The sequence below is a fragment of the Rhizobium sp. SRI_017 genome (genome assembly GCF_057586295.1).
This window is the reverse complement of record NZ_JBYCZP010000006.1, coordinates 64,244-91,017: the sequence shown is the minus strand read 5'-3', so window position 1 is coordinate 91,017 and position 26,774 is coordinate 64,244. Positions and strand designations below refer to the sequence as shown.

The 26,774-nt window shown below is 61.8% G+C and carries 29 protein-coding genes; 13 read left to right on the top strand and 16 right to left on the bottom strand.

The features are described from left to right. The first annotated feature begins 21 nt into the window (after nt 1–21). The 4 genes from AC2YI2_RS15270 to dnaQ are packed head-to-tail and all read left to right on the top strand — an operon-like array spanning nt 22 to nt 2,783. Nucleotides 22–621, top strand: coding sequence for a Maf-like protein (locus tag AC2YI2_RS15270; RefSeq protein WP_487387341.1), 600 nt, complete (start codon nt 22–24; stop codon nt 619–621). Continuing rightward, nucleotides 614–1,474 carry a shikimate dehydrogenase gene (locus AC2YI2_RS15265; protein ID WP_487387340.1) on the top strand — a complete coding sequence of 287 codons (861 nt, stop codon included), beginning with the start codon at nt 614–616 and terminating at the stop codon, nt 1,472–1,474. Before AC2YI2_RS15270 ends, AC2YI2_RS15265 begins: the two co-directional genes overlap by 8 nt. Beyond that, entirely contained in the window at nt 1,474–2,061 is a 588-nt protein-coding gene (coaE, locus tag AC2YI2_RS15260; RefSeq protein WP_487387339.1) for a dephospho-CoA kinase, read from the top strand. The genes AC2YI2_RS15265 and coaE overlap by 1 nt, the downstream gene beginning before the upstream one ends. A gap of 2 nt (nt 2,062–2,063) precedes the next feature. Continuing rightward, nucleotides 2,064–2,783, top strand: a complete 720-nt coding sequence (dnaQ, locus tag AC2YI2_RS15255; RefSeq protein ID WP_487387338.1) for a DNA polymerase III subunit epsilon — start codon at nt 2,064–2,066, stop codon at nt 2,781–2,783. Nucleotides 2,784–3,030: 247 nt separating this feature from the next. Here dnaQ and secB read toward each other — a convergent pair whose 3' ends face one another. Then, on the bottom strand, nt 3,031–3,516 hold the full coding sequence (gene secB, locus AC2YI2_RS15250) for a protein-export chaperone SecB (protein ID WP_487387337.1): 486 nt from the start codon (nt 3,514–3,516) through the stop codon (nt 3,031–3,033). A 122-nt stretch (nt 3,517–3,638) separates the two neighbouring features. Then, nucleotides 3,639–4,352: an FxsA family protein gene (locus AC2YI2_RS15245; protein WP_487387336.1), complete on the bottom strand. Its 714-nt coding sequence runs from the start codon at nt 4,350–4,352 to the stop codon at nt 3,639–3,641. Here AC2YI2_RS15245 and AC2YI2_RS15240 point away from each other — a divergent pair. From AC2YI2_RS15240 to gyrB, 5 genes are all read left to right on the top strand, one after another. Beyond that, entirely contained in the window at nt 4,233–4,937 is a 705-nt protein-coding gene (locus tag AC2YI2_RS15240) for a Tim44/TimA family putative adaptor protein (RefSeq protein ID WP_487387579.1), read from the top strand. The two genes, AC2YI2_RS15245 and AC2YI2_RS15240, sit on opposite strands and share 120 nt — an antisense overlap. Before the next feature lie 8 nt (nt 4,938–4,945). Then, nucleotides 4,946–6,049 (top strand): murein transglycosylase A, encoded by a 1,104-nt coding sequence (gene mltA, locus AC2YI2_RS15235; RefSeq protein WP_487387335.1) that lies wholly within the window; start codon nt 4,946–4,948, stop codon nt 6,047–6,049. Next, on the top strand, nt 6,049–6,657 hold the full coding sequence (locus AC2YI2_RS15230; RefSeq protein ID WP_487387334.1) for a Smr/MutS family protein: 609 nt from the start codon (nt 6,049–6,051) through the stop codon (nt 6,655–6,657). Before mltA ends, AC2YI2_RS15230 begins: the two co-directional genes overlap by 1 nt. Continuing rightward, nucleotides 6,654–7,034 (top strand): helix-turn-helix domain-containing protein, encoded by a 381-nt coding sequence (locus AC2YI2_RS15225; RefSeq protein ID WP_487387333.1) that lies wholly within the window; start codon nt 6,654–6,656, stop codon nt 7,032–7,034. Before AC2YI2_RS15230 ends, AC2YI2_RS15225 begins: the two co-directional genes overlap by 4 nt. 135 nt (nt 7,035–7,169) lie before the next feature. Then, on the top strand, nt 7,170–9,593 hold the full coding sequence (gene gyrB / locus AC2YI2_RS15220) for a DNA topoisomerase (ATP-hydrolyzing) subunit B (RefSeq protein WP_487387332.1): 2,424 nt from the start codon (nt 7,170–7,172) through the stop codon (nt 9,591–9,593). 77 nt (nt 9,594–9,670) lie between these two features. Here gyrB and AC2YI2_RS15215 read toward each other — a convergent pair whose 3' ends face one another. Continuing rightward, the gene (locus AC2YI2_RS15215) at nt 9,671–9,880 is read right to left on the bottom strand and encodes a hypothetical protein (protein ID WP_487387331.1); all 210 of its coding nucleotides are present in this window, start codon (nt 9,878–9,880) and stop codon (nt 9,671–9,673) included. Between the two features lie 223 nt (nt 9,881–10,103). Between AC2YI2_RS15215 and AC2YI2_RS15210 the strand changes: the two genes are divergently transcribed. Continuing rightward, nucleotides 10,104–11,126, top strand: a complete 1,023-nt coding sequence (locus tag AC2YI2_RS15210) for a MerR family transcriptional regulator (RefSeq protein WP_487387330.1) — start codon at nt 10,104–10,106, stop codon at nt 11,124–11,126. 9 nt (nt 11,127–11,135) lie between these two features. Here the strand turns inward: AC2YI2_RS15210 and AC2YI2_RS15205 are convergent, their stop codons facing one another. From AC2YI2_RS15205 to AC2YI2_RS15150, 12 genes are all read right to left on the bottom strand, one after another. Beyond that, a complete protein-coding gene (locus AC2YI2_RS15205; RefSeq protein ID WP_487387329.1) occupies nt 11,136–12,479 on the bottom strand; it encodes a bifunctional folylpolyglutamate synthase/dihydrofolate synthase in 1,344 nt (447 codons plus the stop codon). Between the two features lie 11 nt (nt 12,480–12,490). Beyond that, entirely contained in the window at nt 12,491–13,384 is an 894-nt protein-coding gene (gene accD / locus AC2YI2_RS15200) for an acetyl-CoA carboxylase, carboxyltransferase subunit beta (RefSeq protein WP_487387328.1), read from the bottom strand. An 81-nt stretch (nt 13,385–13,465) separates the two neighbouring features. Further along, complete coding sequence (gene trpA / locus AC2YI2_RS15195) at nt 13,466–14,305, bottom strand: tryptophan synthase subunit alpha (protein ID WP_487387327.1); 840 nt, start codon at nt 14,303–14,305, stop codon at nt 13,466–13,468. A 2-nt stretch (nt 14,306–14,307) separates the two neighbouring features. Continuing rightward, nucleotides 14,308–15,528: a tryptophan synthase subunit beta gene (gene trpB, locus AC2YI2_RS15190; protein ID WP_487387326.1), complete on the bottom strand. Its 1,221-nt coding sequence runs from the start codon at nt 15,526–15,528 to the stop codon at nt 14,308–14,310. A 13-nt stretch (nt 15,529–15,541) separates the two neighbouring features. Further along, nucleotides 15,542–16,195: a phosphoribosylanthranilate isomerase gene (locus AC2YI2_RS15185; protein WP_487387325.1), complete on the bottom strand. Its 654-nt coding sequence runs from the start codon at nt 16,193–16,195 to the stop codon at nt 15,542–15,544. A 70-nt stretch (nt 16,196–16,265) separates the two neighbouring features. Then, on the bottom strand, nt 16,266–16,466 hold the full coding sequence (locus tag AC2YI2_RS15180) for a hypothetical protein (RefSeq protein WP_487387324.1): 201 nt from the start codon (nt 16,464–16,466) through the stop codon (nt 16,266–16,268). 30 nt (nt 16,467–16,496) lie between these two features. Then, nucleotides 16,497–17,255 (bottom strand): M48 family metallopeptidase, encoded by a 759-nt coding sequence (locus tag AC2YI2_RS15175; protein WP_487387323.1) that lies wholly within the window; start codon nt 17,253–17,255, stop codon nt 16,497–16,499. Between the two features lie 42 nt (nt 17,256–17,297). After that, nucleotides 17,298–19,733, bottom strand: coding sequence for a response regulator (locus AC2YI2_RS15170; protein ID WP_487387322.1), 2,436 nt, complete (start codon nt 19,731–19,733; stop codon nt 17,298–17,300). 120 nt (nt 19,734–19,853) lie between these two features. Further along, the gene (locus AC2YI2_RS15165; protein WP_487387321.1) at nt 19,854–20,447 is read right to left on the bottom strand and encodes a nitroreductase family protein; all 594 of its coding nucleotides are present in this window, start codon (nt 20,445–20,447) and stop codon (nt 19,854–19,856) included. Between the two features lie 30 nt (nt 20,448–20,477). Continuing rightward, nucleotides 20,478–20,750 (bottom strand): DUF2218 domain-containing protein, encoded by a 273-nt coding sequence (locus tag AC2YI2_RS15160; RefSeq protein ID WP_487387320.1) that lies wholly within the window; start codon nt 20,748–20,750, stop codon nt 20,478–20,480. A 97-nt stretch (nt 20,751–20,847) separates the two neighbouring features. Next, on the bottom strand, nt 20,848–21,945 hold the full coding sequence (locus AC2YI2_RS15155) for a mannitol dehydrogenase family protein (RefSeq protein WP_487387319.1): 1,098 nt from the start codon (nt 21,943–21,945) through the stop codon (nt 20,848–20,850). A 6-nt stretch (nt 21,946–21,951) separates the two neighbouring features. Next, nucleotides 21,952–22,833: a GntR family transcriptional regulator gene (locus AC2YI2_RS15150; RefSeq protein WP_487387578.1), complete on the bottom strand. Its 882-nt coding sequence runs from the start codon at nt 22,831–22,833 to the stop codon at nt 21,952–21,954. A gap of 107 nt (nt 22,834–22,940) precedes the next feature. On the opposite strand from AC2YI2_RS15150, the gene AC2YI2_RS15145 reads away from it, so the two are divergent. The 3 genes from AC2YI2_RS15145 (at nt 22,941) to AC2YI2_RS15135 (ending at nt 26,100) form a co-directional block, all read left to right on the top strand. After that, a complete protein-coding gene (locus AC2YI2_RS15145; RefSeq protein WP_487387318.1) occupies nt 22,941–23,960 on the top strand; it encodes a zinc-binding alcohol dehydrogenase family protein in 1,020 nt (339 codons plus the stop codon). A gap of 180 nt (nt 23,961–24,140) precedes the next feature. Continuing rightward, on the top strand, nt 24,141–25,445 hold the full coding sequence (locus AC2YI2_RS15140; protein WP_487387317.1) for a polyhydroxyalkanoate depolymerase: 1,305 nt from the start codon (nt 24,141–24,143) through the stop codon (nt 25,443–25,445). A 205-nt stretch (nt 25,446–25,650) separates the two neighbouring features. Continuing rightward, nucleotides 25,651–26,100, top strand: a complete 450-nt coding sequence (locus tag AC2YI2_RS15135) for a DUF2852 domain-containing protein (RefSeq protein ID WP_487387316.1) — start codon at nt 25,651–25,653, stop codon at nt 26,098–26,100. 54 nt (nt 26,101–26,154) lie between these two features. On the opposite strand, the gene AC2YI2_RS15130 is transcribed toward AC2YI2_RS15135, so the two are convergent. Further along, complete coding sequence (locus AC2YI2_RS15130; RefSeq protein WP_487387577.1) at nt 26,155–26,649, bottom strand: GNAT family N-acetyltransferase; 495 nt, start codon at nt 26,647–26,649, stop codon at nt 26,155–26,157. Nucleotides 26,650–26,774 lie beyond the last annotated feature (125 nt).

The following is a 26,774-nucleotide window of genomic DNA, read 5'->3' as shown; positions in this document are numbered from 1 at the left end:
CGCGAAAACGGGAGGACAAATATGGCGGCAAGACTGATCCTCGCCTCGAACAGCGCATCGCGAAAAGCGCTGATGAGCGGGGCCAAGCTCGATTTCACGACCCAGGCAGCTGACGTCGATGAGCGCCGGATCGAGGCTGAACTGACGGGCAGGAATGCAACGCCTCCGGAGATCGCGGTGGCGCTTGCCCGTGCCAAGGCGGTCGATGTCTCGCGGCGCGCGCCGGATGCATATGTCGTCGGATCGGACCAGGTCCTCTCGCTGGCCGGCCGACTGTTGCACAAGCCCGCCGATATGGCCGAGGCGGGTGATCACATCCGCGCCATGTCCGGCACCACCCATCACCTCAATTGCGGTGTCGCCATCGCGCATGACGGCGAAGCGATCTGGTCGGATGTCTCGATCGCCCGGATGACCATGCGGCCGATCTCGGAAGCCTTCCTCGAAAAATACCTCGCCATATCGGGGGAGGGCATCCTCGGCAGCGTCGGCGCTTATCATTTCGAGGGGCCTGGCGTTCAGCTTTTCGAAAAGATTGACGGCGACTATTTCACCATCCTCGGTCTGCCGATGCTGACCCTTCTGGCGGGACTGCGCGAACTGGATCTCATCGATGCATGATTCACGTGAAACATCATTGACCCGGGCCTTCGTCACAGGCTTTCCGGTGAAGCATTCCCGCTCGCCCATGATCCACGGTCATTGGCTGAAGCATTTCGAGATATCAGGGACCTACCAGGCGGTCGAAGTTGCGCCGGCGGATTTCGCGGATTTTATCAGTTCGCTGAAGGATGGCAGTTCGGGCTTTGCCGGCGGCAATGTCACCATCCCGCACAAGGAGCAGGCCTTCGCCCTCGCCGACGCACCGGACGAGATCGCGACGGAACTCGGCGCGGCCAACACGCTCTATCTCCGCGACGGCAGGCTTTGCGCGACCAACACGGATGGCTACGGCTTCCTCAACAATCTCGATGATCGCGCGCCGGGCTGGACGGACCGCAAGGATCGGGCGGTGGTGCTCGGTGCCGGCGGAGCGAGCCGCGCCATCATCCAGGCGCTGCGCGATCGTGGCTTCAGCGAGATCCATGTCCTCAACCGCACCGTGGAACGGGCGCAGGAACTGGCCGACCGTTTTGGCCCCCGTATCCATGCCGCACCACTGGGTGAACTTGCCGAACGGCTCTCGGGCGCCGATCTCTTCGTCAACACGACTTCGCTCGGCATGGATGATTCGGATGCCATCGCGATCGATTTCACCGCCACGCGCTCTGGCGCGCTGGTGACCGACATCGTCTATGTTCCCCTGATCACGCCGATCCTGGCCCAGGCCAGGGAACAGGGCATGCGCATCGCCGATGGCCTCGGCATGCTGTTGCACCAGGCCGTGCCGGGTTTCGAAAAGTGGTTCGGAAAGCGGCCGACGGTCACGCCGGAACTTCGTGCGCTCATCATCGCGGATATGGAGAAGCATTGATGATACGCCTCGGCCTCACCGGTTCGATCGGCATGGGCAAATCTACGACCGCCCAGATGTTTCGCGACGAGGGATTGCAGGTGATTGACTCGGATGCTGTGGTCCATGATCTCTATCGCGGCGAAGCTGTGCCGGCGATCGAGCGCGCCTTCCCCGGCGCAGTTGTCGATGGGCAGGTCGACCGTGTCAGGCTCTCGGCTCATCTCGCCGCCCATCCCGAGGATTTCAAACTCCTCGAAATGATCGTCCACCCGCTGGTCCGCAAGCGGGAGATCGAGACGATCAGTCAGGCCCAGGCAGCCGGTGCTGACATCATTGTGCTCGATATCCCGCTACTTTTTGAAAGTGGAACCCAGGCCCGCGTCGACAAGGTCGTGGTCGTCACCTGCGATCCGGAGATCCAGCGCGAAAGGGTGCTGGCGCGGCCCGGCATGACGGAGGAGAAGTTCAGGATGATTCTCAGCCGCCAGACGCCCGATGTGGAAAAGCGCCGGCGGGCGGATTTCATCATCGACACCGGCCGGGGATTTGACCATGCTCGTGCCGAAGTCCGCCGCATCATTTCCGCGCTTCGCCCCAAGGGATAGACATGGCACTTCGCGAAATCATCTTCGATACGGAAACCACGGGACTCGATTCCCGCGAGGACCGGATCATCGAAATCGGCGGCATCGAGCTGATCGATCATTTCCCGACCGGCCGGACCATCCATCTCTACATCAATGCGGATGGCCGCAAGGTTCATCCCGATGCGCTTGCCGTGCACGGCATCACGGATGAGTCTCTTGCCGACAAGCCGAAATTTGCCGAGGTCGTGGACCAGATCCTCGACTTCTTCGGCGACGGCCAATGGATCGCCCACAACGCGACCTTCGACATGGGTTTCGTCAATGCCGAACTCGCCCGGCTCGACCTGCCGCCCATCCTGCCGGCCCGGGTGGTCGACACACTCGCCATCGCCCGCCGCAAGCATCCGATGGGTCCGAACTCGCTCGATGCACTCTGCAAACGCTACGGCATCGATAATTCCCACCGCCTCAAGCACGGCGCGCTCCTCGACTCCGAGCTGCTGGCCGAAGTCTATATCGAGCTGATCGGCGGCAAGCAGACGGCACTCGGCTTCGGCGGTGCATCGGATGGCCGCGCAGGTGGTGCGGTGGTCACCCAGGTGGTCGAAATCATCGCCCGCCCGGCGCCGCTTGCGCCACGACTGACGGCCGAGGAAGCCGCCGCCCACGGGGCGATGGTTGGCAAGCTGGGTGAGAAGGCGATCTGGGCGAAGTACGGTCTGGGTGGCGAGAAGCATTAATCGACGTTCTTAAGACCCCTCCCCATCCCTCCCCACAAGGGGGAGGGCTAACCCAGAGCGGCGCCTCGCCCCAACGGACCGACCTGCCACTCAGGCGGCGCGTTGTCCGGTGGAGGAAGAAGCGCATTAAGCCCTCCCCCTTGTGGGGAGGGTTTGGGAGGGGTCTTCTTTCCGCCATCCACCCAACAAAAAACCCGGGCCATTTGAAATGACCCGGGTTCCTCATCAGTCCATCAGCGACCGAAAATCAGTTGGTGGCAACCTTCGCCTTGACCTGTTCCTCAGCCATGCGCTGCTGGAACATCTGGGCGAAATCGATCGGGTCGATCATCAGCGGCGGGAAGCCGCCGTTGCGGGTGGCGTCGGCGACGATCTGGCGGGCGAAGGGGAAGAGCAGGCGCGGGCACTCGATGAAGAGCACCGGCAGCATGTGCTCCGGCGCGAAGCCCACGACACGGAACAAGCCGCCATAGGAAAGCTCGGCATGGAACACGATCTTGTCGCCTTCCTTGGCCGAAGCGTCGAGCGTCAGGACGACATCGAAATCGGTTTCCGAAATCGGATTGGCATTGACGTTGACGGAGATGTTGATGTTGGGAGCCTTCTCGCGCGACTGCAGCGAGCGCGGCGCACCGGGATTTTCGAACGAAAAGTCCTTGGTGTACTGCGCCAGGATGTTGATGGAAGGCTGGGCGGCAGCAGTGGCCGCGCCGTTGGTGTTTTCGTCTGCCATGATGTTTCCTCGTGGGCCGGCGTGAAGCCTGGCGTACCCGGCGTCACCGAATTCTATTCGGTTGCCGCTCTATCACTTAGACCCATAAGTGACAACCCTCGGAACCAGCCTGCGCGTGAGTGCTAATCGCGGTGATCGATGGTCGGCCGCGGCGGTTCGCGAGGCTCCTTGCGATGGAAATCTTCGGGCGACAGGTCGACGACGTCTTCCCCGCGGCGAGACCGCCGAAAGCCGCCACGAAAGCTGCCGAATCCCCGCACCGTGACGCGTGATTTGAGAAAGTTACGGACCAGCCGCCGCACGAAGGGGATCATCAGCATCAGGCCGATAATGTCGGTGACGAACCCGGGCACGATCAGCAGCACACCGCCGACCACGATCAGGAAGCCATCGAACAGGTTGGCATCCGGGGTGCGGCCCTGTTTGAGATCGCGATCAAGCCTGCGGATCACGCCGATGCTCTGGTAACGCAGCAGGGCGGCGCCAAGAATTGCGGAGAGGAAAACCAGCGCCAGCACCTTCCAGGCACCGATCGCCTGGCCGACCTTGATGAAGACGGCGATCTCAACCGCGGGCACGAGAAGCAGCAGGATCGGAATGAGGATGAGCGGCATATCGTTTTCCCTTGTTCCTGCCGTTTGAATGATCGATAAATCACGACTATATGGGGGACGAAGATGTTCCAGCCAAGGTGAGAAATGGGTACCGACAATATCATTACGCTGTTTTTCCTGATCGTCGCCGCGCTCATATTCCTGAATCTGCGCAGCGTGCTCGGGAAGCGGACCGGTAACGAGAAACCCCCATTCGATCCCAACAGCCGCGATCAGCGGCAAATGGACAGCCAGGCCCAGCCCGCCGACGATGGCAAGGTGATCACGCTGCCGCGCCGCGAACAGTCGCAGCAGGCACCCGCGGAGACATTCAACCGCTACCAGGTGATCGACGATTTCGTGCCTGCCGGCACCGAACTCAATGACAAGCTGCGGCGCGTCTATGATGTCGATCCGACTTTCGAGCCCCGCCAGTTCGTCGACGGCGCCAAGGTCGCCTATGAAATGATCGTGCAGGGTTTTGCCGAAGGCGACCGCAAGTCGCTCAAGACATTGCTTTCCAACGAAGTCTATCAGGGCTTCGACCAGGCGATCGGCCAGCGCGAAAAGGCCGGCCAGAAGGTCAAGTCGACCTTCGTCGGTATCGAGAAGGCCGAAATCACGGACGCCCGCCTCGATGGTTCCGAGGTGACGATCGTCATGCGCGTCGTCAGCCAGCTGATCTCCGCCACCTATGACGCGGATGGTGAAGTGGTCGACGGCAATGCCGATGCCGTGGCGGAAGTGATCGACAGCTGGAGCTTTGCCCGCGACACGCGTTCGCGCGATCCGAACTGGAAGCTCGTGCAGACCCAATCGGAAGGCTGACGCCGGCGATGGAATTCTCGCTCAGGCCCGTGCCGTTTACAGAACTCGAAGGCTGGGAGGATGATGATCCTTCCAGCCTTTTTCCCGTCATGATCAGATGTCTTGGCCATATCAGGGATGTGAAACCCTACAGGACCGGCTCGCTCGGCGTCACCGCGGATGAACTGGCTGCGGTGTTCGCGGCCGCCGCCGATCGGTCGCCGCAGACGCCAGCCGAGGCACGCGCCTTCTTCGAAGAGGCATTCCAGCCCTTCCGCATCATGCGGTCCGATGGTGGGACCGGGTTTGTCACCGCCTTCTACGAGCCCGAGGTCGAGGTCTCCGACGCTCCCTCAGACGAGTTTCGCTTCCCCTTCTATCGCCGTCCACCCGACCTGATCGATATCGATGACACCAACCGTCCGGAAGGATTCGATCCGACCTATGCCTTCGCCCGGAACACCAAGGAAGGCATCGGCTACTATCCGCGCCGTGAAGCGATCGACAAAGGCTATCTCGACGGCAAGGGGTTGGAGATTGCCTGGGCGAGGTCACGCGTCGATGTCTTCTTCGCTCATGTCCAGGGCGCCGCACGACTCGTCTATCCCGATGGCCGCATTCAGCGCATCACTTATGCCGCCAAGGCCGGCCATCCCTTCACCGGCATTGGCCGCCATCTCGTCGATATCGGCGAAATCCCATTGGCCGAGGTCTCGATGCAGTCGATCCGTGCCTGGCTGGCCGCCCATCCCGATCGGGTGAGTGAGGTCCTCTGGCAGAACCGCTCCTACATTTTCTTCCGTGAGGCGCCGGTCGATAATGGCTCACTCGGACCGGTTGCGGCGGCAAAGGTGCCACTCGAGGCGATGCGCTCACTCGCGGTCGACCGCCTGATCCACACCTTCTCCTCACCCTTCTTCATCCGCAGCGAGACGCTCACCCATCTCACCGATGGAAAGCCCTTCGCGCGGCTGATGCTGGCGTTGGATACCGGTTCGGCCATCGTCGGGCCGGCGCGGGGCGATATCTTCACCGGCTCGGGTTTCGATGCCGGCGAGCTCGCCGGCAATGTCAGGAACGATGCCGACTTCGTCATCCTGATCCCCAGGGCAGCGGCGCCGAGGTTCGGCTGATGGCGGGGCGCGGTCGAAAGACGCTGAGCACGGACGACCGCATCCTCTGGGGCAAGGTCGCCCGCTCGACCCATCCGATGCCGGGCCGCATGGAAGAAATCGAGGCGCTTGAGAAGACGATCGCCGAGGCCGAAGAGGAAAAACCGGTCATCAAGGCGGCCGCACCGTCTCTGCGCAAGGGCGCGACAACCCGCACTTTCGACGACATGAGCTATCAGGCGCCGCCGCAACCCAAGCCGGTGCCCGGTCGCCACCAGCCGCTCGAACGACCGGTCAAGCGCAAGATCGCCAAGGGCCGGCTGGAACTCGAGGCCCGCATCGACCTGCACGGCATGTTCCAGAACGAAGCGCATGGCCTGCTCCACGCCTTCATCCAGCGCGCCTTCGACCGTGGCCTGCGGCACGTGCTTGTCATCACCGGCAAGGGCGCTTCCATGGGTTCGGACGGGGCGCTGAAACGCCTGGTGCCGATGTGGTTCGGCAAGCCTGAATTCCGCCACCTGATTTCCTCCTGGGAGACTGCGGCACAGAACCATGGCGGCGAAGGTGCGCTCTATGTCCGGCTGGCCCGGCCCAGGGGAGTCGAGAGGAGGGGAGGCGAGGAATGACCACCCCCTTCGGTGAGGCGATCCGCAGGATCAGGCGTGAGCGCGGCATCAGCCAGAAGGACATGGCCCGGGCGCTCAATGTGTCCGCTGCCTATCTCTCGGCGCTTGAAAACGGCAAGCGCGGCCAGCCGGGTTTCGACTTTCTCCAGCGCGTCGCCGGCTACCTCAATATCATCTGGGACGAGGCGGACGATCTCTTCCGTGTGGCGGCGATCTCACACCCGCGCGTGGTGGTCGACACATCAGGAATGCCAGCCTCCTACACCGCCTTCGCCAACCGCCTGGCCCGGCAGATTCGCGCCCTTCGACCCGAAACGGTAAGGGAATTGGGCGATGTTCTCGAGCGGGCCGCGCGAAGCGGTGAAAAGCATCGCTGATCCCCCGATTTCTGCCGTATTTTCAGGCTCCTGATTTGGTAACCGGAGCCAAAATCCCTATATTCGACATATATTTCGCGAAGTGATTCGGACTGGCCCCTGTGACGCCTCCGATCCGCAATAAGAAAGTTCTCCATGGCCGAAGAAGTTGTTCAGCCGTCCGCCGAATACGGCGCCGATTCCATCAAGGTGCTCAAGGGACTGGATGCCGTCCGCAAGCGCCCCGGCATGTATATCGGCGATACCGACGACGGCTCGGGCCTGCATCACATGGTCTATGAAGTCGTCGACAACGCGATCGACGAGGCGCTCGGCGGCCATGCCGACCTTGTGACGGTGACGCTCAACCCGGATGGCTCCGTGACCGTCACGGACAATGGCCGCGGCATCCCGACTGGCATGCATGACGAGGGCGTCTCGGCGGCCGAAGTCATCATGACCCAGCTCCATGCCGGCGGCAAGTTCGACCAGAATTCCTACAAGGTCTCCGGCGGTCTGCATGGCGTCGGCGTCTCGGTCGTCAACGCGCTCTCGGTCAAGCTCAAGCTCAAGATCCGCCAGAAGGGCAAGATCCATGAGATGAGCTTCACCCATGGCGTGGCCGATGCGCCGCTGGCCGTGACCGGTGATGCCGGCGACGAGACTGGTACCGAGGTGACCTTCACCGCCAGCACCGATACCTTCACCAAGACCGAGTACGACTACGCCACGCTGGAGCACCGCCTGCGCGAGCTCGCCTTCCTCAATTCCGGCGTCCGGATCGTGCTGACCGACAAGCGCCATTCCGACATCAAGCAGGAAGAGCTGCTCTATGACGGCGGCCTCGAAGCTTTCGTGCGTTATCTCGACCGTTCCAAGAAGCCGCTGATCGACAAGCCGATCGCGATCCGGAGCGAAAAGGATGGCATCACGGTCGAAGTCGCGATGTGGTGGAACGACAGCTACCACGAGAATGTACTCTGCTTCACCAACAACATCCCGCAGCGCGATGGCGGCACGCATCTCGCCGGGTTCCGCGGCGCCCTGACGCGCCAGATCACCGGCTATGCCGACAGCTCCGGCATCCTCAAGAAAGAAAAGGTCTCCCTGACCGGCGACGATTGCCGCGAAGGCCTGACCGCCGTGCTCTCGGTCAAGGTCCCGGACCCAAAATTCTCGTCGCAGACCAAGGACAAGCTCGTCTCGTCCGAAGTCCGGCCGGTGGTGGAAAACCTCGTCAACGAGGCGCTCAATCAGTGGTTCGAGGAGCATCCGTCTGAATCGAAGGTCCTGATCGGCAAGGTGGTGGAAGCTGCCGCCGCCCGCGAAGCCGCCCGCAAGGCGCGCGAACTGACCCGCCGCAAGGGTGCGCTGGATATCTCGTCTCTCCCAGGAAAGCTCGCCGATTGCTCCGAGCGCGATCCGGCCAAGTCCGAAGTCTTTCTCGTCGAAGGTGATTCGGCCGGCGGCTCTGCCAAGCAGGGCCGCTCGCGCGAGACGCAGGCGATCCTGCCGCTTCGAGGCAAGATCCTAAATGTCGAGCGGGCGCGCTTCGACCGCATGCTGGGAAGCCAGGAAATCGGCACGCTGATCACGGCGCTCGGCACGAGCATCGGCAAAGACGAATTCAACGCCGATAAGCTGCGCTACCACAAGATCATCATCATGACGGACGCTGACGTCGACGGCGCCCATATCCGCACCCTGCTGCTCACCTTCTTCTTCCGCCAGATGCCGGAACTGATCGAGCGCGGCCATCTCTATATCGCCCAGCCGCCGCTCTACAAGGTAACCCGCGGCAAGTCCTCGACCTATCTCAAGGACGAGAAGGCGTTCGAGGAATATCTGATCAATGCCGGCCTCGAAGAGGTCACGATGACCCTGGGCTCCGGCGAAATGCGTGCCGGACGGGATCTTCGCGAAATCATCAGCGATGCAATCCGCCTGCGTGGGCTGCTGGAGGGACTCCACTCCCGCTACAGCCGCTCGCTGATCGAGCAGGCGGCGATTGCCGGCGGTATGAATGCCGAACTGATGAGCGACAAGGCGCGCGCCCAGTCGGTGGTCGACGAGATCGCCCGCCGCCTCGACATGATTGCCGAGGAAACCGAGCGCGGCTGGACCGGCGCGCTCGGTGACGACGGCAGCCTGCGCTTCGAGCGCATGGTGCGCGGCGTCAAGGAATTTGCCCTGATCGACATGGGCCTCATCGGTTCGTCCGATGCCCGGCATATCGACCAAATGAGCGCGCGTCTCAACGAGATCTATTCCGTTCCGCCGAAACTCGGTCGCAAGGAAGGCTCGACGGAGATTTCGGGACCGAAGGCACTGCTTGAAAGCATCTTCAGCTTCGGCCGCAAGGGCCTCTCCATGCAGCGCTACAAGGGTCTCGGCGAGATGAATGCCGAGCAGCTCTGGGAAACCACGCTCGACCCGAATGTCCGCTCGCTGCTGCAGGTTCGCGTCCACGATGCCGTCGATGCCGACGGCCTCTTCTCCCGCCTGATGGGCGACGAGGTCGAACCCCGCCGCGAATTCATCCAGGAAAATGCGCTGAACGTGGCGAATCTCGACATCTGATCGGATCAGCATCACCGAAATGAAGAGCCCGGCCGCAATCGCGACCGGGCTTTCTTCTTTTCGCGGACCAGGTCAGATCAGTATTTGCAGATCTTGACACGCTTGTAGTGGGCGTAGCCATAGTCGTCGTACCACACGACCTTTTTCCAGTGGCAATGCCGATACTTCTTGTGATGATAGGTATAGCCGTAGTCATCATCTCCATAATAGGAGCCAGCATTTGCAGCCGGCGCAACGGAGGTGAAAGCAACCAGGGAGACAAAGGTGGAGATAAGCAGGTTCTTCATAGTAGTTTCCTTCGGATGTTTGGTTTGTGTTCCGAACTACTCAGTTCGTGATCCTGTTGTCGCATCGAAATCCTCCCGCTCATGTTTCCGCAGGAACAGGTTTGAAGAATTATGAAAATTTCCGCGAATAAATCGGCAAGCGCATCCGTTGAGGTCCTTCCGCCGTTGACCCAGCCCCAGGGGCAAGGTCGATAAGGGGCTGCACAGGGCTGCGAGGTGATTCGTGAGGCAGAAGGTTCGATTTCTGAATGCCGGCGAGGCGGCGCGTCAGCTGGGCGTCTCTGCGAAGGCGCTTCGGCTCTATGAGAAGTTCGGGCTAATCGTGCCCGACCGGAGCCGCGCCGGATGGCGGAACTGCGGGTCGGCTCATATGGCCCGCGCTGCAGAAATCGTATCCTTGCGGAAGCTCGGACTCGGCCTGGCGGAAATTTCTGCTCTTCTCGCAACCCCGCCGGCTCCACGCGAGAAGGTGCTGGCGGCGCATCAATCGCATCTCGAATCGCAGCTGCGCGAATTGAGCGGCAGGTTAAGAGCGGTGGGAGAGCAACGATCCAGCCACCGGCCGGCGCGGGGTGGGCAAGAGGAAATCTCCTTCGGCCTGCCGTGGCCCTGGAACGGCGAACGGTTTGTGGCGCCGGCGACCGAGCCCCTGACCTACATCACGGGCCCGCTTGGATCCGGCAAGACGCGACTGGCCCTGCGCCTGTCCGAAAGGCTGCATGGTGGTTCGTTCCTGGGCCTCGATCGCTTCGACGACGCGTCGCATCCGGTGCGATCGCCAGCCGATAAGGGCCGGCGATCGGCCACCCAGCAAGTGCTGGATGCACTGGGAACCGACGGCGCCACGATGTCTTCGGCTCTCACGATCCTGGTCATGGCGCTCTGCTCGGGCGACGGTCCGCTGGTCGTCGACATGATCGAACAGGGGCTCGATCACACGACCCAGCTGGTTCTCGTCGCTTATCTGAGACGCCGGGAGAAACCGGCACGACCGCTTTTCCTCATGACGCGATCCTCTGCAATCCTTGATCTCTCGATAGCCGAATCCGGCGAAGCAATCATCTATTGCCCGGCCAATCACGCGCCGCCCATGATCGTCTACCCCGATCCGCCTTGGCCAGGCTATGAAGCCGTGGCGTCATGCCTCGCCAGTCCAGAGGTCCGCGCGAGGACGGCTGGTGTTATCGCCATTCTGCCTGTCGAGACGCGACCATCCCGTGGTGATTCACGTGAAACTATTTCTTAACCGCAGATATTAATCCGGCGGGGTGCCATTCTCTTCGAGAATGTTGCCGGCGAAATAAAGCGAGCCGCCGATCAGGATGCGCGGAGGCCGCTCGTCGGCGCGGGCGAGCTGGGAGATGCGGATCAGCGCATCCCTCGCCGAATCGACCGGTTCGGCCTTGAGGCCAGCCTCCGCGGCGTCGTGGGCCAGCGCCACCGGATCGATCGTCGCGTCCGAATTGCGGATGCCGACGGTGAAGGTCTGGCGGGAAAGTCCCTCGAAGGCCTCGAAATAGCCCTTGGGGTCCTTCGTGTTGATCATGCCGGTGATCATATAGAGCGGTCTTGGATCGCGCTCTTCGAAGGCGGCCATCGCCTCGGCCACCGCCCGGCCGCCATGCGGATTGTGCCCGCCGTCGAGCCAGATCTCGGAGCCCTCGGGCGCGAGGTTCACCAGCGTGCCGGTCTTGAGGCGCTGGAGCCGAGCCGGCCATTTCACATTCCTCATCGCGCGTGACGCGATTTCCTCGGTGACTTTGAATCCCGCGGCCTTCACGGCCCGGATCGAAGCGCCGGCATTGGAATATTGATGTCGCCCCGGCAGGGCCGGCAGCGGCAGGTCCATCAGTCCGCCGTCATCCTGGTAAAGCAGGCGGCCATTCTCCTCATGGGCGAGATAATCCTGTCCATAGACAACATAGGGCGCACCGAGCCGCTCGGCACGATCGATCAGGACACCGAGCGCCGCTTCGTCGTCCTGCCGGCCGAACACCGCAGCCACGCCGCGCTTGATGATGCCGGCCTTGGCGAGCGCGATTTCTTCGATCGTCTGGCCGAGCCATTGCTGGTGATCCATGGCGATGGGCATGATCAGCGACACGGCCGGATGCTGCAGCACATTGGTCGCGTCATACATGCCGCCGAGGCCGACCTCGATCACGGCCGCATCCGCAGGGTTCTCGGCAAAGAGAATGAAGGTGACCGCGGTCAGCAGTTCGAAGACGGTGATCGGCTGGCCGGCATTGACGCGCTCGGCCTTGAGCACGGCCTCCAGCAACACCTCGTCGCTGACCAGCCTGCCCGGCTCGCCCTTGACGCCGATGCGGTAGCGTTCATGCCAGCGGACCAGATGCGGGGAGGTGTGGACATGGACTGCGAGGCCCTGTGCCTCGAGCAGCGCCCGCGAAAAAGCGGTCGCTGAACCCTTGCCATTGGTTCCGGCGACATGGATCACCGGCGGCATCGCATCCTGCGGCCGGCCGAGCTCGTCGAGCAGCCGGGCAATGCGGTCGAGGGAGAGATCGAAGCCGCGCGGGAATATCCCGAGCAGGCGGTCTATTTCCTGCTCGGCACGGCTTGGCGCCATCGTCGTCATATCGGGACCCGTTATTCGGCGGCGAGCGCCAGATGTTGCGGCTTTTCGGCCGGCATATGCGTCATGATCCGGCAGAGGCGGGCGACCATGTCGGGGATTTCGTGGCGGGTGATCACCATGTCGACCATGCCGTGTTCCATGAGATATTCGGAGGTCTGGAAGCCCTCCGGCAGCTTCTCGCGGATCGTCTGCTCGATGACGCGTTTGCCGGCGAAGCAGATTTCCGCACCCGGCTCGGCAAGATGAATGTCGCCCAGCATCGCATAGGATGCTGTGACGCCGCCGGTGGTCGGGTTGGTCAACACGACGATATAGGGCTGGCCGGCTTCCTTGAGCATCTCGACGGCGACCGTGGTGCGCGGCAACTGCATCAGCGACAGGATGCCCTCCTGCATGCGGGCACCGCCCGAGGCCGGGAACATGACGAGCGGGCACTTTTCAGCGACAGCGCGCTCGAAAGCCTTCACGATCGCTTCGCCAGCGGCCATGCCGAGCGAGCCGCCCATGAAGTTGAATTCATGCACCACGCCGACCATCTTGACGCCGCGGACATAGCCGAAGCCGGCAAGGATCGTATCCTCCTGGGCAGTCTTGGCCTTGGAGTCGCGCAGGCGGTCGGTATATTTCTTGGAATCGCGGAAGCGCAGCGGATCCTGCGCCACCTTCGGCTGCGGCAGGGCCTCATAGACGCCGTCGTCGAACAGGTCGGCAAGCCGCTCCCTGGCCGGCATTTTCATGTGATAGCCGGAATTGGGGATCACCCACTTATTGGCTTCCAGCTCCTTGTGGAACACCATCTCGCCGGTCTCGGGGCACTTGATCCAGAGATTCTCGGGCGTCTCGACAGTGGGGCGGCCCAGCATCGAATTGATCTTGGGGCGAACGAAATTTGTAATCCAGTTCATTTCGAACTCCTTCTAGAGCGCCGCGCGTCTCTTGAGACGCGCAAAGGGCGCTCGAAATCCTCAAACGGAGATATGGCCCGTTTACTCTGCCGCTGCAAGACGGGCAGCGCGGACGCCTTCGGCAACGTTAGCCACGAAATTGGTCACGGATGAGACGGTCTTCGCGGTCGCCTTGCCATCGCCATCGAGGGAATCGGCGATCACGTTGACGATCGCCGTGCCGACCACGACGCCGTCGGCTGCCGCGCCGATCAGGCGGGCATGTTCGGCAGTCTTGACACCGAAGCCGACGCAGACCGGAAGCGCGGTATGGCCCTTGATGCGGGCGACCGCCGCGCCGATCTTCGAGGGATCGGGAAGGGCAGAACCGGTGATACCGGTCATCGAGACATAATAGACGAAGCCCGACGTGTTCTTCAGCACGGCCGGCAGACGGCGGTCGTCGGTCGTCGGCGTCGCGAGCCGGATGAAGTTGAGGCCCTTGGCCAGCGCCGGCACGCAGAGCTCGTCATCCATTTCCGGCGGCAGGTCGACGATGATCATTCCGTCGATACCGGCCTCGACCGCCGCGTCGAGGAATTTTTCGACGCCGTAGACATAGATAGGATTGTAATAGCCCATCATGACGATCGGCGTCGTCTGGTCGACCTTGCGGAAATCCCGCGCCATCGAAATGGTCTTGACCAGCGTTTGCCCGCCCTTCAGCGCGCGCTGGCCCGCCATCTGGATCGTCGGACCGTCGGCCATCGGGTCGGAGAAGGGTGAGCCGAGTTCGATGATGTCGGCGCCGGCCGCGGGCAGGCCCTTCATGATTTCGAGTGCGGTGTCGTAATCGGGGTCGCCGGCCATGAAATAGGTCACGAAGGCCGGGCGGCCTTCCGCTTTCAGCGCAGCAAATTTTTCGTCCATACGCTTTGTCATTCTCAGAGCCCCATACCCAGAATCTTGCCGACGGTGAAGATGTCCTTGTCGCCGCGGCCGGAGAGGTTCATCAGAATGATCTCGTCCTTGCGCATCTTGGGCGCACGCTTGATCACTTCCGCGATGGCGTGGCTGGGTTCGAGCGCCGGGATGATGCCTTCGAGCTTGGTGAGGAGCTGGAAAGCTTCGAGCGCTTCGTCATCCATGATCGGCACATATTCGGCGCGGCCGATATCGTGCAGCCAGGAATGCTCGGGGCCGATGCCGGGATAGTCGAGGCCGGCCGAGATCGAGTGACCCTCGAGGATCTGCCCGTCATGGTCCTGCAGCAGATAGGTGCGGTTGCCATGCAGAACACCGGGCGAACCGGCTGTGATCGAGGCGCAATGTTCGGCGCCCTGCAGACCGCGTCCACCGGCTTCGACGCCGACGATCTTCACGCTCGCGTCATCGAGGAACGGATGGAAGATGCCGATCGCGTTCGAACCGCCGCCGACGGCGGCAATCACCATATCAGGCAGCCTGCCTTCGGCTTCCATCAGCTGCTGCTTTGCTTCCGTACCGATCACCGACTGGAAGTCGCGCACCATTTCCGGATAGGGATGCGGGCCTGCCGCTGTGCCGATCAGGTAATAGGTATCGTCGACATTGGTCACCCAATCCCGAAGCGCTTCGTTCATCGCGTCCTTGAGCGTGCCGCTGCCTGATGTGACCGGCTTCACTTCTGCGCCGAGCAGCTTCATGCGGAACACGTTCGGCGCCTGGCGCTCGACGTCAGTGGCGCCCATATAGACGACGCAAGGGTAGCCGAAGCGGGCCGCGACGGTCGCCGAGGCGACGCCATGCTGCCCGGCGCCGGTTTCGGCGATGATACGGGTCTTGCCCATGCGCTTGGCAAGCAGGATCTGGCCGATGCAATTGTTGATCTTGTGCGAACCGGTATGGTTCAGCTCTTCGCGCTTGAAATAGATCTTGGCGCCGCCGAGATGCTCCGTGAGCCGTTCGGCGTAATAGAGCGGGCTCGGGCGGCCGATATAATGGGTGCCGAGGCTCTTGAGTTCTGCCTGGAATTCCGGATCGGTCTTGGCCTTTTCCCACTCGGCCTGCAGCTCGAGGATCAGCGGCATCAGGGTCTCGGCGACAAAGCGCCCGCCGAAAATGCCGAAGCGGCCGTCCTCGTCGGGACCGGCGCGCAAGGTGTTGGGTCTCAGGGTTTCGTTCATTGTTGTTCTCCCCTCAGGCAGCGACGCGGGCTGCGCGCACCGCCGCGAAAAACTCGTCCATCATTTGCAGGCTCTTGACGCCGGGGCTGGATTCGACGCCGGACGACAGGTCGATCCCTGTCGGCTTGGCGATACGAAGCGCTTCGGCGACATTATCCTTGTCGAGCCCGCCCGACAGCATGTAGTCGATCCGTTCGCTGAGCCCGGCAAGCAGCGTCCAGTCAAAGCTGATGCCATTGCCGCCCGGCAGCTCGGAATTCTTCGGCCGCTTGGCATCAAACAGGTAGCGGTTGGCGATCCCGTCGTAGTCATCGACGCGTTCGAGATCCTTGGCCTCGGAAATCGACAGCGCCTTCCACACCGGCAGGCCGGTCACGGCCTTGACCGTCAGCACCCGATCGGGGCTCTCGCGGCCGTGCAGCTGCAATATGTCGGGGCGGATCATCGCCATGATCTCGTCGAGTTCGTCATTGTCGGCATCGACGGAGACCGAGACGATCTTGGCCCGGCCGCGGACACGATCCGCCAACCGACCAGCGTCCGCGGGTTCGATATGGCGGGGGCTCTTGCCGAAGAAGATGAAACCGATATGGGTCGCGCCCAAGGCCACCGCATGATCGACGGCTTCAGGCGTCTTCAATCCGCAGATTTTGATGTCCAACCTCATGCGCATGCCACTGACATGAAATATCGGTCGAGTCGAGGCCAAATTGCGGCATTTGCCTGCGTTTGCCGCCTCAGCGGCTCGCGGAAATCAGCATGGCAATCATGGTCGCGATGGCCCCGACCAGGAAGAACAGCGCCACCAGCGGCCAGGATGCAGCCAGCGCCAGCAGCCAGAGCCCTTCAAAACGATCGGAGGCCTTTCCGGTCATCGCCACGCCCACGAAAATCAGCGTCGCTCCGAGCAGCCAGACGTAGAATACCAGCTCCACCATGGCACCATGATAGCATGGCGATTGTGACGTTCAGCCGAAATCCATCACATGCAGCATGGCGCCGTTTCGCTTCAGCCAGCGCTTGGCCTCATCGGCGCGCGGGCAAAGATCCTCGCAGATCACCCAGAACCGGTCGGAATGGTTCATCTCGGCGAGATGCGCCACCTCATGGGCCGCGAGATAGTCGATGACATGTTCCGGCGCCATCACGATCCGCCAGGAGAAGGACAGGTTGCCGTCATGCGAGCACGAGCCCCAGCGGCTCTTGGTGTCCTTCATCGAGACCGAAGCCACCCTGCGGCCGATCCGTGCGGCGTGCTGGCGCGCCAGAAGGTCGAGATCCTTGCGCGCCTCCTGCTTGAGAAAGTCGCGGATGCGGCGGGCGAGATGATCCTCGGCGCCGCCGACCAGCAGCACTCGCTCGCCATCGACCTCGGAAATCTCCGTCAGTCCGCGCAGCTTGCCGGTCCTGATGATGCGATGGGCTTCGCCACGGATGCGGATGTAGCGGCCTTCGCTCACCGCTGATGATGTCGGAAAACGGGCGAGCTTGGTCATCAGCCAGCCCTGGTGGCGGGCGAGAAAATCCTGGATTTCCCGTTCCTTGAGCCCCTTCGGCACCGTGAGCTTCAGCGATTGTCCGCCCGGATCTATCCGCAGCGTAATGCGCCGTGCCCGCGCATCCGGTCGCACGGTCAGCGGCACGCTTCGGCCCGCGACATCGATCGTCCGGGTCTTGGGTTCGGACGGTCGCTCGGGCTTCTGCAAAAAGGAGAGGCGAGACAGCATAGTGTGTTGGTAGCAGATTCGCCCGAGATCGCGATATAGCCTTCAGCCCGGCGTCAGACCCAGCGCACGGGCGAGATCGTCCTCGTTGAAGGGCTTGCCGAGCACGATGCTGTTTTCGAGCGGCGGCTTCATCTGGTGGCCCGTCGCGAATATGGCTGGCACGTCGGGATGGCCCTGTCGCAGCTTTTCGGCCAGTTCTATCCCCGAACCATCGGGCAGGCTGACATCGAGGATCAGCATGTCGACGCTCGAATTCATAGCCGCCAGAGCGTCGCGCACGGTGGCTGCCTCGATAGTCTTGATACCAAAATCCTTGAGCATTTCCGCAACGACCATGCGGATCAGCGGCTCGTCCTCGCAGAGCAGGACCGTGCGTATGGGCGGGGTTCGTTTTGTCGCAATATCCCTGTCGTCCAATACCTGCCTCACCTTTCGTGCCAGCTGTTCGCGGCTATAGGGCTTGCTGAGAAAGTTGATGCCCCGGTCGATCCGGCCATCATGGACAATCGAATTCTCTGCATAGCCGGAATTGAACAACACCGGCGTCCGGGGCCGCATCGCCTTCACGCGTCCGGCAAGTTCCACCCCTTTGATCGCCCCCGGCATTACGACGTCTGTGAAGACGAGATCGATGGCCGGGTCGTGTGTCAGGAGATTGATCGCGCTGTCTCCGTCCCGGGCGATCAGCACGTCATAGCCGAGGTCGCGCAACAGTTCCGCCGAGGTCTCCCGCACAGCGTCGTCATCCTCGACTACGAGGATCTTCTCGGTACCGCCCGCGACAGACTCGATGACCTTGTCGACAATCTCTTCCTCGGCCGTGGCCTTGGGCAGATAGAGACGCACGGTCGTTCCTTTTTCCGGTTCGGAAGAGATCTTCACATGGCCGCCTGATTGCTTGGCAAAGCCGTAGACCATGGAGAGGCCAAGCCCGGTGCCCTTGCCTTCCGGCTTGGTCGAGAAGAAGGGATCGAAGACCTTGTCGATGATATCGGCAGGAATCCCGGAGCCGGTGTCCGTGACGGCGAGCATCACATATTGCCCGGCCGTCACATCGATGGCGCGGCGCGCATAGTCGTCGTCCAGCTCGACATTGCCGAGTTCGATCGTCAGCTTGCCGTGGCCGGACATCGCATCACGGGCGTTGATCGCGAGATTGAGCAGCGCTGTCTCGACATTGGTTGGATCGGCCAGCGTGTTCCAGAGGTCTTCGGCCACGATCGTGCGGATCGCAATGCCTTCGCCGATGCTTCGACGCAGCATGTCATCCATCTCACCGACCAGGCGTTTGAGATTGATCGCTTTGGGTTCGAGCGGCTGCCGTCGCCCGAAGGCGAGAAGCTGGGAGGCGAGCTGCGTGCCGCGCTTGGTCGCCGAAAGCGCATTGTTGAGGTAGTTCTTCCCGCGCTCGTCCTGGATCTGTCTTTCCAGAAGCTGCAAGCTGCCCTGCATCACTTGCAGCAGATTGTTGAAATCATGCGCGATGCCGCCGGCAAGATTTCCGACCGCCTCCATCTTCTGCGACTGGCGCAACACTCCCTGCATCTCGAGCAGTTCCTGCGTCCGTTCTTCCACCCGGCCTTCGAGATCGGCCGCGAGCTCTTCCAGCCGCGATTGCGCAACCTTCTGTGCGGTCACGTCATGGCCCTGGACGAAGATGCCGGTCGTGCGGCCGTCGGCATCCTGGATCGGCTGGTAGACGAAATCGAGAAAGCGTGACTCCTCAGCGCCGCCGGGTCCACGGTTGAACACGATGCGCGCGCCTTCGGCGACCAGCGGCGCGCCACTCGCGAAGACATCGTCAAGCGCAGCCACGAAGCCCTGCTCCACCACTTCCGGCAGCGCCTCCGCCACCGATTTTCCGATAATGTCGGAGCGGCCGATAATGTCGAGATAGGCCTCGTTGGCGAGTTCGAAAACGTGGTCGCGACCGCGCAGCACGGCCATGAAGCCCGGCGCCTGTGCGAAGAGCGAGCGCAGATATTCGCGCTCCTGCAGCAGAGCCAGATTCTGGCCCGCAACCTTTCCGGCGCGTTCGAGAATATCGCTCTCGACCCGGAAATCCCGCTTCCGGGCGGCTTTGCGCAATTGGGTGAGCTCAGTCACATCCACCGTGTGCTGCAGCACATAGACCCGCCCGTCCACCGATCGAAAGGGCGTATGCGTGGCGCTCCAATAGCGATCGGCGACAGTCCCGTCCGGAAGGGCGATTGGATAGGGGATTAGCGGCAGCATATCCACTTCGCCGGTCTGGATCGAGTGCTCGAGCGACCGCCGAAGCATCTGCTCGGACTCCGAACCGGCCTCGCTCGGAAAGGCGTCGAACATATTGCGCCCGACAATATCTTCTCGCCGCCGCATCGTGACATCAAGGTAAGCTTCATTCATCTCGACGATCACGAATTGATCGTCGATGATGACATAGGGATTCGGCGCCTTGCCGAATATCTGACCGAAGTCGAACTGCGCATCTTCCATGTCCCGATCACTAGACCAAACACGGGTCTGTGACGAGAGATTCAATGAACCAGATGCGCGGCGACGAACGAAAAAACCGTTGCAGGTACGCTAGCGTACCGACAGCAACGCCAATTCCGCCTAGCCCTTGAATTCGCCCCGAAAAGCCATCTCTTCGAGCGGCCGCCGCTGGCTCTTCTTTTCGCGCTCCCGGAAGCGCTCCGGAAGCTCTTCCTTTGGCGCCAGCCTGCCGATCGCGACACCGCATTCGACCTTGTAGTCCTCGTCGTCGATACCGAGTTCCTCGCAAATCTTTTCGGGCAACACGCCGCCCATCGGATGGGCGATATAGCCCATCATTGACGCCTGCAGCGTGAAGCTCTGCAACGCGCATCCGGTGTCGAGCGAGTGCGTGCCGATGTTGCGCGGCGCCGAGCCGTCCGTCGGCTTGGTCCTACGTGCGGAAATGACGATCACGACGGCGGCCGCCTTGTGCGCCCATTCGCGATTGCCGTCGTCGAGAAAATGGACGTACTGATCGAAATTGGCGTCTCCGCGCAGTGCATAGGTAAAGCGCCAAGGCTGGCGATTGGAGGCGGAATGCGCCCAGCGCGCCGCCTCAAGCATCGAGAGAATATCCTCCTCCGGCATTGTTTCGCCGGTGAAGGACCGCGCGGACCAACGCGTGGTGAAGATCGGATTGATCGCGTGATCGGGCTTGCGTTCGTCCGTCATTGTCTTCTCCTGCCGTCAGGCCGCCTTCGCTCAATCGAATACCAGCTCTTCGCGGAAAGCAAAGCGCTTGAGGTGATCGGCGACGACGCCTTCCATGCGGTCGAGCGAATCCTCGGGCGCGTCAAGCTTCAGATGCAGGCTCGAACCGTCGGCTTCGAGAAAGAGTTGCGCGCCGGAAGGAAAGTCGACGCGGCCCTTCGCCGGATCGAATTCCGTCACCATCTTGTGGGACCAGTGCTTGCAGAGCTGCTGCAGATATTTGCTGCCGTGTTCGGTCGCGACGTCGGCGGTGGACTGTGCCATCGGGTTCTTCTCCTGTTTTGCTGTCAAATATGGCGGCGACAGAGACGATCCGCAATCGCGATACCCGCGACATTCCGTTCACTGTGGGCAAACAGGGTCACGCGACACCCTTGAGCATGTCGCGCAACGTCGGCGCATCCGCACCGCTCCAGTCGAGAAAGCCGCCCATACGCCGCCGGATCTTTTCCTCATGGTTCTGCAGGATGTCGGAAAGCCGGTGCTCGAGGAACGGGTTTTCAAACCGCTCGACAGTCTGCCGGACATAGGCCTCCGCCGCCTCGCCCATGCCCTTGAGCGCAAAGCCGGGTACGACCTCCTCGGCATAAAGCCGTTCCAGCGCGTCGCGCATGTCGGAGCGCGCAAGCAGCTTTTTCACGGTCATGTCCCGGTCGAGACCCGCCTTCACCCAGCGCTCGGTAAGGAAGCTATGGCCGAGATTGAGGATGAACAGCTTGAGTTTTTCGTATTGGCCGATATCGGGCGCCACGATGATATCCGGATGGCTGCAGGGCAGGGTCAAGCCCGGCCGCGACTGGATGGCCCAGAGCGCGTAGGGCTCGGCCACGGCGCCGGCCGGCTCGATCGGTTCGGAGACGATTCGATCGACCAAGGTATTGGAGACGATGACCTTTTCATCGAGCCAGGCCATAAAGTCGTCGCCGAGCTGCCAGGTCTTGGCCAGCGTCGTGACGATCTCCTTCAGTCGGTCGCCATTCTGCGGGATGAGTTCGGCGGGCAGTATGGAGAGAGGCTCGCCGGAGCGCTGGAATCGCGCCAGCAACAGCTTCGTGAGCTTGCCCGGAAAGGAGACGGGCACGCCCTCCGGGAGAGCGTCCGCCTCCTGTGAAATGTCATAGCCCTTGTCCGCAGTATTGCAGATCACGAGCTTTATTTCGCCGGCGAAGATTCGTTCGACCTCTTCCCATTGCGCGAGCGCCGACAGGGCCCTGTGGACAGACGTAACGCGCACGATCTCATCGACGACCTGGCCGCCCTTCTTGCCCTTGATATGAACCGGGAAGCCTTCGGATGCCGCCAGCGCCGCCAGCCGCCCACTCCTTTCGCTCGATCCCGTTGTCTGGACCACCGTGACCGGGCCAAGCGCCTCGCCTTGTTTCATCGCCTCGCTGACGAAGAGATCGGCATGCGCCTGGAGGAATCGGCTGGTGCCGAACTGGAGAATGGGAGTTTGCATGAAACCTCAGCCTGGTACGGATTGCAGCAGCGTCTCGCGCGCCGAATTGAGATGCAGCCGGCAGGCCGCCTCGATGCGTTGGGAATCGCGCGAGCGCAGGGCCGCGATATAGTCGAGATGTTCGTGGATCGCGCGTTCGTTGCGGGCGCGGGCAAATGCCTTGTTCCACTGGTAGTGATAGTGGAAGATGAACGCGATCACATCGTAGAAATCGACGACGAAACGGTTGCCGCTGGCCCGATGCACCAGCAGGTGGAATTTCTCGTCAAGCGCGGAAAAGTCCTTGTAGCGATCGTCGATCTCATCGAGCAGCGTGCGGTGCTCGTCCTCGATCGCGTCGAGATCGAACCAGGCCGGATGATCGTCGGCAAGCAAGGCGAAGGCCGCAGCCGAACGCAGCTCGAACATCTCGCGCACCTCGGTCAGTTCCAGTGCGAAATCCAGGGTGAAGCCCTTGAGGATCCAGTGGCTGTTCGGGCGCTTCTCGATCAGTCCGAAGCGCGAGAAGCGGATGAGGAATTCCCGCACGCTCGTCGTGCCGGTACCGATCTCGCGCGCCAGCTCTGCCTCGTTGATCTGCGCGCCGGGCTCCGCCTCGCCGGTCAGGATACGGCGCATGAAGCTCTTTTCGATGATGTCGTTGAGCGAATTGGTCTCTTCGTCGGGGAAGAAGTCGCAATCCTTGGGCACGCGCAGCACGGTCTTGACGCGCTTGTCCCAGTTGATCAGCCCGCTGTCATGCATGCGGCTGAGGATGGCGCGCACCGTGGTGCGGCTGATGCCGAGCCGTTCGCCCAGCTCCGGCTCCGAGGGCAGGCTTTTTTCTGCGTTGAGACCCGCCAGACAGCGATTGTAGGCTTCCTTGAAGACGGTGTTGTGCCGCGCCATCGCTTCGATCCAACCCTGCTGTTGCTGCGTCATAATACCGATTGACGGTCTTCTGTCTATTGTCGATAAAAGACAAATCCTCCGCGCCGACGATTCCAGGACATGTCATGCGAGCACTGATCTGCAACGAGCCGGGCCGTCTCGCCCTCATCGATCGCCCCGCACCAGGCGCTCTTCAACCCGGGCAGGTGCGGCTTGCGGTCAGCCATGTCGGCATCTGCGGCACCGACTATCACATTTTCGAGGGCAAGCATCCCTTCCTGCAATATCCGCGTGTCATGGGACATGAGATCTCCGCTCGTGTGGTGGAGGCCGGGCCGGACTCGATTCTGCGCATCGGCGAACTGGTCATCGTCAATCCCTATATCGCCTGCGGACGCTGCATCGCCTGTCGCAAGGGCAAGCCGAATTGCTGCATGGCGATCCAGGTGCTGGGCGTCCATACAGACGGGGCCTTCTGTGATGAGATCGTCGTGCCGGAGAGCAATGTTTATCCCGCCGGCGGGCTGACGCCGGAACAGGCAGCGACGGTCGAATTTCTGGCGATCGGTGCCCATGCCGTGCGCCGCGCGGGACATGCCGATGGCAGTCGCGCCCTGGTGATCGGCGCCGGCCCGATCGGCCTCGGCACCGCATTGTTCGCCCGCATCGCTGGCTTCGCGGTGACGCTGGCCGATGTCAGCGAGGAGCGCCTGGCGACCGCGCGCGATCGTTTCGGCTTCGCATCATCGTTGCTTGCGGGGGATGAAGCCCTGGCCGCCGCCATGATCCTGACTGACAATGAGGGTTTCGACGCGGTCTACGATGCGACCGGCAATGCGCGCTCGATGAATGCGGCGCTCCCTTTCGTCGCCCATGGCGGCGCGCTGGTCTTCGTCAGCGTTGTCAAGGACGAGATCAGTTTCCACGACCCGGAATTCCACAAGCGGGAAATGTCGATCATCGGCAGCCGCAATGCGCTCAGGGAAGATTTCATGCATGTCGCGGCATCCATCGCCTCGGGCGCCGTGGATACCGGCAAGCTCATCACCCATCGCACGACCCTCGAGGCCGCGGTCGCCGACTTGCCGCGCTGGGCGCATGCCAAGGAAGGGCTGATCAAGGCGACGATATCGGTCGCCGCCTGATCAGGTTGGCACAGGCAACAATGGTTACTACATTTAGTCATACGAATTGATAGGTTGACCATGATTGGAACAATCGGATTTGTTGTCGATTAAGGGAAACCTGTTAAGTTCTTCGCGACTGCAAAAGGCATAAGACGGAAGACGGGAATCCGCGATGCCTGAAAAAAGTAAGGCGTTTGAATGTTTTACCAGCTCTATGAATTGAATCATGCCGCCATGGCTCCATGGCGCGCTGCAGCAGACTCTCTTCGCGTCGCCTACCGCAATCCCTTCAATCCGCTCGCCTATACCAGCGTTGGTCGCGCCTTCGCTGCCGGCTTCGAAGTTTTCGAGCGGGCAACCCGCCGATACGGCAAGCCGGAATTCGGGCTGCCCCATACCATGATATCTGGCAAGCCGGTGGAAGTGCATGAGTCGGTGGTCTGGTCCAAACCCTTCTGCGATCTCCTGCATTTCGGCCGCTGTCTGCCGCCGGGCCACCCCAGGGATCCCAAGGTCCTGATCGTGGCGCCGATGTCCGGCCACTATGCCACGCTCCTGCGCGGCACCGTCGAAACACTGCTTCCTTCCGCCGATATCTACATCACCGACTGGAAGGACGCGCGCATGGTGCCGCTGTCCGAAGGCCGGTTCGATCTCGACGACTATATCGATTACGTGATCGAGATGCTCCATCATCTCGGCGAAGACACCCATGTCATCGCCGTTTGCCAGCCGGCGGTGCCTGTCCTGGCCGCCGTCGCCCGCATGGAAGCCGAGAAAGATCCCTTCGCCCCTTCGAGCATGACACTGATGGGCGGACCGATCGACACGCGCGTCAACCCGACCGCCGTGAACCAGCTTGCCCAGACTCGACCGCTCTCCTGGTTCGAGGAAAACGTCGTCATGCCGGTGCCGTGGCCGCAGCCCGGCTTCATGCGGCAGGTCTATCCGGGCTTCCTGCAGCTTTCAGGCTTCATGTCGATGAATCTCGACCGCCACATGGTCGCCCACAAGGAGTTCTTCGGCCATCTGGTGAAGAATGACGGCGATTCCGCCGACAAGCACCGCGAGTTCTACGACGAATATCTCGCGGTCATGGATCTCACCGCCGAGTTCTACCTCCAGACCGTGGACACGGTGTTCATCAGTCACGCGCTGCCGAAGGGCGAGATGACCCATCGCGGCAAGCCGGTCGATCCGTCCGCCATCGTCAACACGGCGCTGCTGACCGTCGAAGGCGAGAACGACGATATTTCCGGTGCCGGCCAGACTCAGGCCGCCCAGACGCTCTGCTCCAATCTGCCGGACCATATGCGCCTGCATTACGTCCAGCCGGATGTCGGCCATTACGGCGTCTTCAACGGCTCGCGTTTCCGCCGCGAAATCGCGCCGCGCATCATCAAGTTCATGCAGGAACATGCCAAGGAAAACCGCACTGCGACGAAGTCGAATATGCGTGTGATCGAGGGAGGAAGGCGTCGTAGCGCCACTTCTGGAAAGTAAGTAACAGACTGATATAATTAAGTTTTGTAAAGCGGCTCGAAGCGAAAAATCGCCTCGGGCCGTTTTTCTTGTATGAAATGTGACTTGAATATCAAGGACCTGTTCGATTTCCCTGCTGGCTCTTCTTGAAGGCGCTCAACTCCTTCCCCACTTCGTTCTCATCGGTTCACGCTTCCGTGAGCCGTATACTTACGAGGACTGAAAGATGTACCGCACTGCACCACTCATACGGCCCGACTGGACGCCGGCCACCATCGCGCTGATGGTGCTGGGCTTCATCGTCTTCTGGCCGCTTGGCCTGGCCATGCTGGCCTATATCCTCTTCGGTGACCGGCTGCATGCCTTCAAACGCGAGGCAAATGAAAAGATGGATGGATTCTACAAGAGCTGCCGTCGTGGCGGCTGGCACGGTCGCGACCGTGGCGGCTGGCACCGCGACACCGGCAACGTCGCCTTCGACGACTGGCGCAAGGCCGAACTGGAACGTATCGAGGAAGAGCGCCGCAAGCTCGACGCGATGCGCGAGGAGTTCGACAGCTATCTCCGCGAACTGCGCCGCGCCAAGGACCAGGAAGAGTTCGACCGCTTCATGCGCGATCGCGACAATCGCCAGGCGCCGTCGAACAACGACCACCAGAACGGCTTCTCCGGCTGATCCGCCAGCAGCCAGGGGAATCGGAGCCCGCGCCTCGAAAGGGCGCGGGCTTTCTCATGCCGCGTTGAAGGCCGGATGGAAGACTATCGCCCCTTTGGGAAGCGCGCCGCCGAAGGGCAGAGCCATCACATATTCGTCCGGCACCCCGTCATAGCCGAGACCGGGCACGGTCTTGAACCCGAAGCGGCTGTAATAGCCGGAATCGCCAACCAGCACGCAGCCGATCGCGCCTGTCGCGCGCATGCGATCCAGTCCCGTCTTGATCAAAGCCGAACCGATACCGCCGCGTTGCAGCTCAGGCTTGACCGAAACCGGCCCCAGGCCGACCCAGCCCACCATGCCGTCGATCGTGACGTCCGAGAACACGACATTGCCGATAACCTCGCCACCGGACACTGCCACAAGCGAAAGCCGGATGGCGTCGGCAGCCCTGAGCCCGTCGATGACCTCGGCCTCCGTTTGGTCGCTATAGGGCTTGTCGGCAAAGGCCGCTTTGGTGACGGCGCGGATCGCGTCGATATCGGCGGGTGTTTCGTCTCTGACGTCCAACATTCCTCTGCCCTCACGGTTTCTGTTGCAGAAGTCCCCTCCCCATCCCTCCCCACAAGGGGGAGGGCTAATCCGCAGCACCGTCGCGACTCCCCAGCCGGCCTTCAGTATGCAGAACGGCCATT